Source organism: Providencia sp. PROV209 (assembly GCF_028479485.1).
In the GTDB taxonomy this organism is placed as follows: Bacteria; Pseudomonadota; Gammaproteobacteria; order Enterobacterales; family Enterobacteriaceae; genus Providencia; species Providencia alcalifaciens.
In genome coordinates this window covers 171626-184091 of the sequence record NZ_JAMPNR010000012.1, presented here as the reverse complement: position 1 = coordinate 184091, position 12466 = coordinate 171626, and the positions used below count along the sequence as shown (strand labels likewise).

The following is a 12466-nucleotide window of genomic DNA, read 5'->3' as shown; positions in this document are numbered from 1 at the left end:
CGGCTCCATATCAACCGTAGCGGCCAGTAATATAATCTTCAGTTTGTTTCATTTCAGGGGTGGTGAACATCTTGTCAGTGTTATTAAATTCCACCAACTCACCTAAGTACATAAATGCAGTGTAATCAGAACAACGTGCAGCTTGTTGCATGTTATGGGTGACGATCACCACGGTATATTCTGATTTCAATTCGCTAATCAGTTCTTCAATGCGCCCCGTTGAAATTGGGTCCAACGCAGAACATGGCTCATCAAGTAACAGAACCTCTGGGCGAATAGCAATACCACGTGCAATACACAGACGCTGTTGCTGACCACCAGAGAGGCTATAGCCGCTTTGATGGAGTTTATCTTTAGTTTCATTCCATAACGCCGCTTTCGTCAATGCCCACTGCACACGCTCATCCATTTCTACGCGAGACAGTTTTTCGAACAGACGCACACCAAACGCGATATTGTCATAGATAGACATTGGGAATGGTGTTGGCTTTTGGAACACCATTCCGACTTTGGCACGTAATAACGCGATATCTTGTTTATCAGTCAGAATATTTTGACCATCCAGTAAAATTTCGCCTTCTGCGCGTTGCTCACCATATAACTCGTACATTTTGTTGAAAGTACGTAGCAGTGTGGATTTACCGCAACCAGATGGACCGATAAACGCAGTGACTTTGTTCTTTTCAATATCTAAAGAGATATTTTTCAGCGCATGAAACTTTCCATAGTAGAAGTTAAGGTCACGAACTTTAATTTTACTGTTTGTAATGTCGTTTGCATTAATCATGGTTACTTCTCTCTATCAATTCTTTTATTCGTCTGGGATTAGTGTTTTTTCTGTGCAAACACAACACGGGCAATGATATTAAGTAACAGGACACATAAGGTGATCAGAAGAACCCCTGCCCATGCTAATTCCTGCCATTCAGAGAACGGACTCATTGCAAATTTGAAGATAGTCACTGGTAAGTTAGCTATTGGCTCATTCATGTCAGTGCTCCAGAATTGATTGGACAATGAAGTGAACAGCAGTGGTGCGGTTTCCCCCGCAATACGTGCAATAGCCAGCAAAATACCGGTAATAATCCCAGATACAGATGCTTTTAATGTAATGGATAAAATCATTTTCCATTTTGGCGTGCCCAGTGCGTATGCTGCTTCGCGCAGGCTATCTGGCACTAATTTCAACATATTCTCGGTCGTGCGGATAACAATTGGAATTTGCAGTAATGCTAATGCAATGACCCCTGCCCAACCCGAGAAATGCTGCATTTGAGCAACCACGATGGTGTAAACGAACAGCCCGACCACAATAGAAGGAGCTGATAACAGAATGTCGTTAATAAAACGGGTCACCGAGGCTAACCATGATTTACGACCATATTCCGCTAAGTAGATACCCGCTAAAATCCCTAATGGTGTACCGATGACTGTCGCCCATAGGATTAATAATCCACTTCCCACAATGGCGTTAGCCAAACCACCACCTTCCGTATTGGGTGGCGGTGTCATTTCAGTAAACAGATTGAGGGACATGCCATCAATCCCTTTGGTGACTGTGGAGAATAAGATCCACACTAACCAGAACAAACCAAATGCCATGGTTAACATGGAGACAAATAATGCCATTCTGTTGACTTGACGGCGCCATGCTTGGCGGCGTGCTCGTTCTTTTTGATTAACTACAACAGGTTGAGATATCGACATATTAACGTCCCTCATTCTTAGCAAGACGCATAACCATCAGTTTGGAAATTGCCAGAACGATGAAGGTAATCACAAACAGAATTAAACCAAGTTCCATCAATGCTGCCGTATGTAAACCGCTTTCTGCTTCTGCAAATTCGTTCGCCAGCGCAGAGGTAATACTGTTACCCGGCATAAACAGTGACAAGCTATCAAGTTGGTACGTGTTACCGATGACAAACGTCACCGCCATGGTCTCACCCAGTGCACGACCGAGCCCTAGCATCACCCCACCAATCACCCCATTTCGGGTATAAGGCAAAACGATGTTCCAAATCACCTCCCATGTCGTACAGCCGATTCCGTAGGCTGACTCTTTCATCATCACGGGAGTTTGTTCGAACACATCGCGCATCACGGAAGCGATGTAAGGAATAATCATAATGGCGAGGATAATCCCTGCCGCAAGAATACCAATACCAAAGGCTGGACCTGAAAACAGTTCGCCGACAATTGGAATGCTCGACATCACGTTGCCCACAGGCTCTTGGAAGTATTCTGCAAATAATGGTGCGAAGACAAATAGCCCCCACATACCATAAACAATACTTGGGATTGCAGCGAGAAGCTCAATCGCAATACCTAACGGGCGTTTTAACCAATTAGGTGCTAGCTCTGTTAAAAATAAGGCAATACCGAAGCTAACAGGTACTGCGATAATCAGAGCGATTAATGATGTAACAATGGTGCCGTAAATTGGCACTAATGCACCAAATTGTTCCGCTGGCGCATCCCACTCTTTGTTCCACAAAAACGAAAACCCGAATTTCTGCATACTTGGCCAAGATGCGAAAATCAGGGAAATAATAATACCACCCAGCATGAGGAGAGTGATTAGCGCAGCTATTTTGACTAATGCACTAAAAATCACGTCGCCCGACTTACTAGGGGCTTTAAATGCCGTTATTTTTTCGGCCATGCGCTTTGTTCTCATTCCATGCCTACTTTACAGTAGGACTTACGTTACTACGGTGAATAAGCAGGTGCTATTCCTCAGCACCCGCTTACCATTTTCCAACCCGAGGAAACACTTAGAACAGTGCTTTACCTTGGCTATCTTTCACTTCAGTTTTCCATGCTGTACGTACTGCGGTCACAACTTCTTGAGGTAACACAGCATAGTCCAATGCTTCCGCTTGCTGACCGCCTTTCTCGTAAGCCCAGTTGAAGAAATCAAGAACCGCTTTACCTTTTTCAGCATTCGCTTGTTGCTTGTGAACTAAGATGAATGTGGTTGAGGTAATAGGCCATGCATTAGCACCTTCACGGTTAGTCAGGTCTTGTGCAAATGTTTTAGACCAATCCACTTTTTTCGCTGCTGCGCTGAAGCTGTCACCTGTCGGTGAAACTGGCTGACCATCCGCAGAAATGAGCTTAGTATACGCAAGATTATTTTGTTTTGCGTAAGCATATTCTACATAACCGATAGAGCCTGGCAGACGTTGAACAAAGGCTGCCACGCCATCGTTACCTTTACCACCTACGCTGTTTTTCGGCCAGTTAACCGTTGATCCCGCACCCACTTCATCTTTCCAATTTGCGCTAACTTTTGCTAAGTAGCTAGTGAAGACGAAAGTCGTACCAGAACCATCAGAGCGACGAACTACCGCGATGTTTTGGTCTGGTAATTTTACGTTTGGATTCAGTTTTACGATGGCTGGGTCATTCCATTTTGTAATTTTACCTAAGTAGATATCGCCCAGAGTTTTACCATCAAGAACCAGCTGATTAGATTCGATGCCTTTAACGTTTACCGCTAAAACAACACCACCAATCACGGTTGGGAATTGGAATAAACCGTCTTCTTTGAGTTTGTCATCAGTCAATGGCGCATCTGATGCACCGAAATCAACTGTTTTTGCATTAATTTGTTTCACACCACCAGAAGAACCAATCCCCTGATAGTTAATTTTATTACCTGTTTCTTTCTGATAAGTGTCTGCCCACTTCGCATAAACAGGAGCAGGGAATGTCGCGCCAGCTCCGGTCAGGCTGGTAGCAGCAAAAGAAGACATTGCAGTCAGAGATAAAGTTGCTGCCATTACGCTTGCTAGTGTGGTACGCATCATTTTCATAATCCCTCCGGGGATGTAAGAAATAATCAAGTATTAAATTATTGGGTGTATGTCACGGTAGGGAAAATAGGACAATTGAGTTACGGCAATATGTCAAGTTTATGACAGTTTTATGACATTTGCGGATTTTATCGACAGGAAAAGAATAATAATGAGGGAGTAAAAACAACTAATTTATTATTTTTCAATTAATTAAATAGGATTAGCGAATATGACAGCCTAACGTTTGGAATATGACATTTTGTCATAAATGAAAAAATTTCTTTCTATCTTTCTATCTTTCTATCTTTCTATCTTTCTATCTTTCTATCTTTCTATCTTTCTATCTACACAGTATATCTCTAAGTATTTCAGCTTGTAGGTAGGCGACAAGCAAAGATATCTCAGGGAGCATACATGAGTATGTGGCTAGGGTTAACGAGAGCAGCCAACAACGCTACAACGCGAAATACGACGAGATATCAGTCTTCGCGTTCTTTTAGCGGGAGAAGGGCCCTAATAGCAAACCCACCACGCTCACTTTTATGAATCTCAATATTTCCTTCGTGAGCATCAATAATTCGACGAATTATTGCGAGACCCAGCCCCGTGCCTTTGTTGCTGCGGGCTTTTTCGCCTTGAACAAATGGTTGGAATAGGCGTTGAATATCTTCTTCTTTGATGCCTGCGCCATCATCTTCCACTTGGAACCAAACGTAATCTTCATTCTTACCACTGCTGACTTTTATCCAGCCATTTCCGTAACGGTAAGCGTTCACTATCATGTTGGTAATCGCGCGCTTGATTGCTAGGTGGTTACCATTAAACATCACAGGACCTGGTACGAAATTGGTTTCAATTTCACCGATCACGTTAGTTTCAGCGACTACCGCCTCATTCAGAATGGCGTTAAGATCGCAGAATTCCATATCCATCTCTTGCCCTGTTTTCAGGTAAGACATGAACTGCCCGATAATGGCGTCACACTCTTCAATATCTTTATTAATAGATTCAGCGAGGTAACTGTCTTCCGGTCCCATCATTTCAGTGGCGAGACGAATTCGTGTAAGCGGTGTGCGAAGATCGTGGCTAACCCCCGCCATTAATACCGTTCGGTCATTTTCGAGTGATTTTATTCCCGCCGCCATATGGTTGAATGAGCGGATCGCCGCACGAACCTCTGTCGCACCTTTTTCTTGCATTGGCGGCATCACATGCCCCTTTCCTACCTCACCGGCATGATATTCCAGCTCCAATAATGGCTTATTTTGGTAGCGAATATAGAGCCAAACCCCTGCAAAGATGGTAAGGAAAACAGTCAGTGTATAACGGAAAACTTGAGAAAACTGATTTTGACCAATTTCGGTCAGTGGAACACGCACCCAGATATCTGGGGCTAGATAGGATGTTAGCCATAATATCGGATACTCACGGCCTAGCTCTAAATGTACACTCGCCTTGCCACCTAAGTATTCCGACATATTTTCACTTAGAAAATCATACTCTTTCGCCCAATTTAGTCCTTCTTCCATCGCCGCTGAATGGGCGTAAAAGGTAATTCCAAGCTCATTGTAGATTTTCTTACGTAATGCGGGTGAAACTCGCACTGAGGTTCCATCTTGTAGAACCATTTTCTCTGTCATTAATGTCCGCACTTCATAAGCAAGCACTTTATTGAATTGCTGTAGACTTGGCATCACAACAAAATTCAATACCACCATATAGCTGGTCACAAGGCTTGCGAACAAGAGCGCAACAAATAAAAATAACGAGCGAGAAAATGTACTACGTCGAGAGAACCTCAGTCGCTTCATGCTTTACTTCCATCTGGAACGAATACGTACCCCAAGCCCCAAACAGTTTGAATGTAACGTGGGTGCGCAGGATCTTCTTCAATCATACGACGTAAACGTGAAATTTGAACGTCGATAGAACGCTCCATCGCACTGTATTCACGACCCCGAGCTAAACTCATCAGTTTGTCACGAGATAACGGTTCGCGAGGGTAAGACACTAATACTTTCAGTACCGCGAATTCACCACTGGTTAATGGCATGTTTTCTTCGCCTTGGAACATTTCACGCGTTCCGAGGTTCAGTTTGAATTTACCAAAAGTAATGACGGCATCATCTTGAGATGGCGCACCCGGTAATTCGTTCGCTTGGCGACGCAATACCGCGCGAATACGCGCTAGTAGTTCACGAGGATTAAATGGTTTAGGGATATAGTCATCCGCACCAATTTCTAAGCCCACAATACGGTCAACTTCTTCACCTTTCGCCGTCACCATAATGATTGGGATTGGGTTGTTTTGACTACGTAAACGACGACAAATTGATAAGCCATCTTCCCCAGGAAGCATTAAGTCCAATACGATTAAATGAATCGATTCCCGAGTGAGGAGCCTGTCCATTTGTTCAGCATTTGCTGCACTTCTTACCTGAAAACCCTGCTCGGTGAGGTAACGTTCAAGCAGAGCACGTAAACGCATATCATCATCGACGACGAGAACTTTATAACTTTCCTGCATTTATAGCCCCCAAAGTGTGGAATTTTAGAATTATTCTGCTGATGAACGTAACAAAAATAATATTCATACTACTAATTTACCATTAACATTCAGTTTAATGAATCATTTTACTCTTTAACTGATTATTGGTTTATAGCTAATTTCTAGAATAAAATAGGTAACTTTTCCGCCTGGAGTCGTGACCACCACTTCATCCTCAACCTGCTTGCCAATTAACGCACGGGCAACGGGAGAATCGATGGAAATCCACTGCTTAGCAGGGTCAAATTCATCAGCACCCACAATACGGAAAATTCTGATATTTTCGTTATCATCTTCAAGCTTAACCCAAGCGCCAAAAAAAACACGCCCCTCTTGGCGAGGGTCAGGTTCAACAATTCTAAGCTGATCCAATCTTTTGGATAAAAAACGAATACGCCGGTCTATTTCCCGTAGACGTTTTTTACCATAAATATATTCTGCATTTTCGGAGCGATCGCCTTGCGATGCAGCTTCAGAGACGGATTGAGTTACAAGAGGGCGCTCTTCTTTCCAAAGATATTTCAATTCTTTGTCTAAGGCATCCCACCCTTCACGGGTAATTAACAGGCTCTTATTCATCACATTAAAGGTATATAAATCGGATAATTATAATATTTTATAAAATATAATCTGCGACTTGCCTACCACTAGACAAAAATTCTGTCTGGCAATTCTGTCTACCAGCAAGTATAACTGTGCAGTCTATTTTTCACTGTTCTTTGAGTAGGTATTTAAACACGACATGAATGAAACTCTAAGCCAAATTATTGCGGCCGAACTGCAAGCCCAACCAAAACAGGTGTTTTCAGCCATTACATTATTGGATGAAGGTAATACTGTCCCATTTATCGCCCGCTACCGTAAAGAGGTCACGGGGGGATTGGATGATACTCAGCTACGTCAGCTAGAGAGCCGTTTAGGGTATTTGAGAGAGTTAAACGACCGTAAGCAAACCATTCTAAAATCTATTGATGAACAAGGTAAACTTACCCCAGAACTCGCTTCTGCCATCAATACCACGCTGAATAAAACCGAACTCGAAGATCTCTACCTTCCTTACAAGCCAAAACGCCGCACTCGTGGACAAATCGCAATCGAAGCTGGCTTAGAACCACTAGCTGATACGCTATGGCACGATCCAAGCCAGTCACCTGACGAACTTGCCCAGAACTATGTGGATGCTGAGAAAGGCGTGGCTGACACCAAAGCTGCTCTCGATGGCGCTCGTTATATTTTAATGGAGCGTTTCGCCGAAGATGCCATCCTATTAGCGAAAGTTAGGGATTATATTTGGAAGAATGCCCACATCGTTTCTGTTGTGGCTGATGGGAAACAAACCGAAGGTGTGAAGTTTAGTGACTATTTTGATCACCATGAGCCTGTTGCTCACGTCCCTTCACACCGCGCATTAGCGATGTTCCGAGGACGCAATGAAGGTGTCTTACAGCTGTCTCTTAACTGTGATCCCCAGTTTGAAGAGCCGCCAAAAGAGAGCTACTGCGAAGAAATTATTACTCGTCATCTTGATGTGCGTTTAAACAATGCACCCGCTGACCAATGGCGTAAAGCCGTCATCAGCTGGACTTGGCGAGTCAAAGTGCTTCTGCACTTAGAAACCGAAATCATGAGTACTCTGCGTGAGAAAGCAGAAGAAGAAGCAATTAACGTATTTGCTCGTAACCTCAGTGACTTACTGATGGCAGCTCCCGCAGGTATGCGCGCCACTATGGGTCTCGATCCAGGTTTACGTACTGGCGTCAAAGTTGCCGTGGTTGATGCAACAGGTAAAGTCATGGCAACTGACACCATTTACCCGCATACAGGTCAAGCAGCCAAAGCCGCCACTATCGTTGCAGCATTGTGCCAGAAATACCAAGTCGAACTCGTGGCAATTGGTAATGGCACCGCCTCACGAGAAACTGAGCGTTTCTTCGCTGAGGTGCAAAAACAATACCCAGAAGTCACTGCGCAAAAAGTTATTGTCAGTGAAGCTGGCGCATCCGTTTATTCTGCTTCTGAGCTAGCAGCATTAGAGTTTCCTGACTTAGACGTATCCTTACGAGGCGCGGTTTCTATCGCTCGTCGCTTGCAAGACCCATTGGCTGAACTCGTGAAAATCGATCCGAAATCTATCGGTGTGGGTCAGTATCAACATGACGTGAGCCAAACACAGTTAGCACGCAAATTAGATGCCGTGGTTGAAGATTGTGTAAACTCTGTCGGCGTAGACCTTAATACGGCATCCGTCGCGCTCCTCACTCGCGTGGCTGGCTTGAGTAAAATGATTGCCCAAAATGTCGTCGATTGGCGTGATGCGAATGGTCAATTCAATGACAGAAAACAGTTACTCAAAGTCGCTCGTTTAGGTCCTAAAGCCTTTGAACAGTGTGCAGGGTTCTTGCGTATCACCAATGGTGATAACCCTCTGGATGCATCAACTGTTCACCCTGAAGCCTACCCAATTGTCGAAAAAATCCTTGAAGTCGTTCGCCAACCATTGAAAGAGATCATGGGCAATTCCCAAGTATTAAATAGCCTAAGCCCTCGAGAATTTACGACTGAGCAATTTGGGGTTCCTACCGTTACTGACATTATTAAAGAACTCGAAAAACCAGGTCGCGATCCGCGCCCTGAGTTTAAAACAGCGACCTTTGCTGAAGGCGTTGAAACCATGAATGACCTAACACCGGGTATGATCCTAGAAGGCGCAGTGACTAATGTCACTAACTTCGGTGCATTCGTCGATATTGGTGTTCATCAGGATGGGCTAGTCCATATTTCATCCCTATCCAACAGCTATGTTGAAGATCCTCACAAGGTGGTTAAAACAGGGGATATAGTGAAAGTGAAAGTGCTGGATGTGGATATTGCACGTAAGCGCATTGCGCTCACTATGCGCTTAGATGAGCAAGCTGGTGACGGTAATAGCGCGCCTCGTAGCGCTGCACCTGCACAGGATAGAAATACCCGTAAAGCGCCAGCACCAAGAGGCAATGCTCGCGGCAACAGCTCAAACGCGGGTAACAGTGCGATGGGTGATGCACTGGCTGCGGCTTTTGGTAAAAAGCGTTAACCCCTTCATGCCCTTACTATTTAGGTAAGGGCATTTATCACAACCTATTCAGTCAATAACGGAATACTTCTTCCAAATCTATTCTATTTATTAACTAAAAATAAATTAATTCAATTTATTATCTGTATTCCGTCTTATTTAATGATGTTAATTAACAACATTAACACCTTTTTTTATTTTAAAAAAACTGCCAACTAAATCCCTTTTTGATCCATATCATTTAATCTTGCGGGAAAAAGAGGCTAAATATAACAAATGGTAGATGATTATGATTCTCATTGTTAATTAGATTTAATTTTATCTTCCATACTATTTCTTTTAAAGACGCACAAATTTATAATAATAATTATCAATATTATTCTTAATAACACCATCTATGATTTAACAGTTAAATCATAGAATAAACAGTAATTGGAAGGTACCATGTCCATACTTCCCCAATGCAGTTATAAAATACTTGGCTTTTCACCAGAGATAAGTCCAGCCTATCGCCAAAAATTACTCTCCCTTGGTCTACTTCCAGGCTCAGTATTTAAAGTGGTACGTTTAGCGCCGTTTGGTGACCCCGTACAAATAGAAACTCACCGCGTCAGCTTGGTATTACGCAAAAAAGATTTGGCATTGATTAACTTAGATGAAGTGCATACAAATTAATTATTCTTTGCATTTATTCCAATAAAGATTTTCATTTTTCACGACTGGCATACAACACTATGAAACCATTAACTATCGGCCTTATTGGTAACCCTAACGCAGGTAAAACAACCTTGTTTAACCAGTTAACAGGATCACGCCAGCGTGTCGGTAACTGGGCTGGCGTTACCGTTGAGCGTAAAGTTGGACGTTTCCAAACGCCTGAACACAAGATTGAACTTGTTGATTTACCGGGTACTTACTCACTCACAACCATTTCAGAGCAAACTTCACTTGATGAACAAATCGCCTGCTACTTTATTTTAAGTGGTGAAGCCGACATGTTGATCAACGTTGTCGATGCCTCAAACCTCGAGCGTAACTTATACCTAACATTACAGCTGGTCGAGCTCGGCGTTCCCTGCATCGTTGCGCTGAATATGCTGGATATCGCCGAAAGCCAACATATTGATATTGATGTTAAACAACTGGAAAAACAGCTGGGCTGCCCTGTTATCCCAATGGTTTCCACACGGGCTACGGGTCTCGAAAAACTCAAACAAGCTATTGATAGCCATCCACAAAATAGCCAACAAGCTCTAGTTCAATACCCGCCACAACTTTTACAAACCGTCGATACACTTTCTGAGCAAATCTCTGCTCAGCAATTTAGCCAACAACAGCGCCGTTGGTTAGCATTACAGATCTTGGAAGGCGATATTTATAGTCGTCAACGCGCTAACATCTCTGAGCAAGTGCTCGCTGAAACGCGCACCAAACTCAAAGAGACGTTACAAGAAGAACCAGAGTTATTAATTGCTGATGCGCGTTATCAATCTATCGCCACGATCTGTCATGCTGCGATTAATAACAGTGAAGCTGAACCGAATAAACTCACGCAGACCCTAGATAAATTTATCTTGAACCGCTGGCTGGGCGTACCTATCTTTTTATTTGTGATGTATCTGATGTTCGTCCTTGCTATCAATATTGGTGGTGCTTTGCAGCCGTTCTTTGAAGGGGCGTCAGAAGCTATTTTTATTCATGGTATCCAATGGATTGGTGCAACAGCAAACTTCCCAGAATGGTTGACTGTTTTCTTAGCTCAAGGCGTCGGTGGCGGTATCAACACCGTCCTGCCTCTCGTACCACAAATCGGTATGATGTACCTGTTTTTATCTATCTTAGAAGACTCCGGCTATATGGCTCGTGCGGCTTTTGTCATGGATAGATTAATGCAAGCCCTTGGTTTACCTGGCAAGTCTTTCGTTCCGCTGATTGTCGGATTCGGTTGTAACGTTCCTTCTATCATGGGTGCTAGAACGTTAGATGCACCTCGTGAACGCCTTATTACCGTCCTGATGGCGCCATTTATGTCCTGTGGTGCTCGCTTAGCCATCTTTGCTGTATTCGCAGCGGCTTTCTTTGGCAAAAATGGCGCGAGTGTCGTGTTCTCTCTGTACCTTCTTGGTATTGTCGTCGCAATCCTGACAGGCTTATTGCTCAAACACACCCTAATGCGTGGAGAAGCCTCACCCTTTGTGATGGAACTACCGGTCTACCACGTCCCTCATACCAAAACGTTACTCATTCAAACTTGGCAGCGTTTAAAGGGCTTTGTGGTTCGTGCAGGTAAGGTGATTGTCGTAGCAAGTATTTTTATCGGGGCACTTAACAGTTTCTCCTTATCTGGTAAGCCTGTTGATAATATTAATGACTCTGCGCTTGCTTCTGTCAGTAAAGTCATCACGCCAGTATTACAGCCAATCGGTGTACACAGTGACAACTGGCAGGCTACCGTTGGATTGATTACAGGTGCAATGGCAAAAGAAGTGGTCGTCGGTACATTAAATACGCTGTACACCGCGGAAGCGATCACCAGTGAGCCTTTTGATGCAGCATCTTTTGATCTACTCGATGAGTTAGAATCTGCTGTTGCAGATACTTGGGATAGCTTGAAAGAGACTTTCTCCATTAGTGCGCTCTCCAACCCTATCGAAGCAAGTATGGGGGATGCAGAAATGGCGACGGGCTCAATGGGCACCATGGCAGCGAAATTCGGTTCTGATATCGCGGCATACAGTTATCTGATTTTCGTGCTGCTATACGTACCTTGCGTGTCAGTGATGGGAGCTATCGCTCGAGAAACCAACAAAAGCTGGATGACTTTCTCGATTCTTTGGGGACTGAACGTTGCTTATAGCTTAGCTGCCTTGTTCTACCAAACCGCGACATTTAACGAGCATCCGCAAAGTAGTTTGATAACGATAAGTGCCGTTATCATATTTAATATTGTGTTGATTACGGTTCTACGTCGTGTGCGAAGTCGCGTTACCTTCAATATTAAATCAAAAACAGCACAGCAGTGTTCTGGTTGCTCTAACAATAGTTGTCACTAAGGAAAATACG

General features: G+C 43.7%; 10 protein-coding genes. 3 read left to right on the top strand and 7 right to left on the bottom strand.

Annotated features, from left to right (window positions below):
* Positions 1–10: 10 nt before the first annotated feature.
* The 7 genes from pstB to greB all read right to left on the bottom strand — a co-directional run bounded on the left by pstB (position 11) and on the right by greB (position 6930).
* On the bottom strand, positions 11–787 hold the full coding sequence (gene pstB / locus PR795_RS09235) for a phosphate ABC transporter ATP-binding protein PstB (RefSeq protein WP_006659650.1): 777 nt from the start codon (positions 785–787) through the stop codon (positions 11–13).
* Between the two features lie 38 nt (positions 788–825).
* Entirely contained in the window at positions 826–1707 is an 882-nt protein-coding gene (pstA, locus tag PR795_RS09230; RefSeq protein WP_006663094.1) for a phosphate ABC transporter permease PstA, read from the bottom strand.
* A gap of 1 nt (position 1708) precedes the next feature.
* Complete coding sequence (pstC, locus tag PR795_RS09225) at positions 1709–2665, bottom strand: phosphate ABC transporter permease PstC (RefSeq protein ID WP_006663095.1); 957 nt, start codon at positions 2663–2665, stop codon at positions 1709–1711.
* A gap of 112 nt (positions 2666–2777) precedes the next feature.
* Positions 2778–3821 (bottom strand): phosphate ABC transporter substrate-binding protein PstS, encoded by a 1044-nt coding sequence (pstS, locus tag PR795_RS09220; protein WP_036977844.1) that lies wholly within the window; start codon positions 3819–3821, stop codon positions 2778–2780.
* A gap of 461 nt (positions 3822–4282) precedes the next feature.
* Positions 4283–5614 (bottom strand): two-component system sensor histidine kinase EnvZ, encoded by a 1332-nt coding sequence (gene envZ, locus PR795_RS09215; RefSeq protein WP_006663097.1) that lies wholly within the window; start codon positions 5612–5614, stop codon positions 4283–4285.
* Positions 5611–6330, bottom strand: coding sequence for an osmolarity response regulator transcription factor OmpR (ompR, locus tag PR795_RS09210; protein WP_006659655.1), 720 nt, complete (start codon positions 6328–6330; stop codon positions 5611–5613). Before ompR ends, envZ begins: the two co-directional genes overlap by 4 nt.
* 114 nt (positions 6331–6444) lie before the next feature.
* Positions 6445–6930, bottom strand: a complete 486-nt coding sequence (gene greB, locus PR795_RS09205; RefSeq protein ID WP_272516814.1) for a transcription elongation factor GreB — start codon at positions 6928–6930, stop codon at positions 6445–6447.
* Between the two features lie 163 nt (positions 6931–7093).
* Here greB and PR795_RS09200 point away from each other — a divergent pair, with 163 nt between their 5' ends.
* From PR795_RS09200 to feoB, 3 genes are all read left to right on the top strand, one after another.
* Positions 7094–9424 carry a Tex family protein gene (locus PR795_RS09200; RefSeq protein WP_006663099.1) on the top strand — a complete coding sequence of 777 codons (2331 nt, stop codon included), beginning with the start codon at positions 7094–7096 and terminating at the stop codon, positions 9422–9424.
* Between the two features lie 423 nt (positions 9425–9847).
* Positions 9848–10078 carry a ferrous iron transporter A gene (feoA, locus tag PR795_RS09195; RefSeq protein ID WP_006663100.1) on the top strand — a complete coding sequence of 77 codons (231 nt, stop codon included), beginning with the start codon at positions 9848–9850 and terminating at the stop codon, positions 10076–10078.
* Between the two features lie 59 nt (positions 10079–10137).
* Positions 10138–12456 (top strand): Fe(2+) transporter permease subunit FeoB, encoded by a 2319-nt coding sequence (feoB, locus tag PR795_RS09190; protein ID WP_112860466.1) that lies wholly within the window; start codon positions 10138–10140, stop codon positions 12454–12456.
* Positions 12457–12466: the final 10 nt, after the last annotated feature.

Coding starts and splice junctions, on each gene's coding strand:
- pstB (WP_006659650.1), bottom strand. CDS start 787: ATGATTAATGCAAACGACATTACAAACAGTAAAATTAAAGTTCGTGAC.
- pstA (WP_006663094.1), bottom strand. CDS start 1,707: ATGTCGATATCTCAACCTGTTGTAGTTAATCAAAAAGAACGAGCACGC.
- pstC (WP_006663095.1), bottom strand. CDS start 2,665: ATGGCCGAAAAAATAACGGCATTTAAAGCCCCTAGTAAGTCGGGCGAC.
- pstS (WP_036977844.1), bottom strand. CDS start 3,821: ATGAAAATGATGCGTACCACACTAGCAAGCGTAATGGCAGCAACTTTA.
- envZ (WP_006663097.1), bottom strand. CDS start 5,614: ATGAAGCGACTGAGGTTCTCTCGACGTAGTACATTTTCTCGCTCGTTA.
- ompR (WP_006659655.1), bottom strand. CDS start 6,330: ATGCAGGAAAGTTATAAAGTTCTCGTCGTCGATGATGATATGCGTTTA.
- greB (WP_272516814.1), bottom strand. CDS start 6,930: ATGAATAAGAGCCTGTTAATTACCCGTGAAGGGTGGGATGCCTTAGAC.
- PR795_RS09200 (WP_006663099.1), top strand. CDS start 7,094: ATGAATGAAACTCTAAGCCAAATTATTGCGGCCGAACTGCAAGCCCAA.
- feoA (WP_006663100.1), top strand. CDS start 9,848: ATGTCCATACTTCCCCAATGCAGTTATAAAATACTTGGCTTTTCACCA.
- feoB (WP_112860466.1), top strand. CDS start 10,138: ATGAAACCATTAACTATCGGCCTTATTGGTAACCCTAACGCAGGTAAA.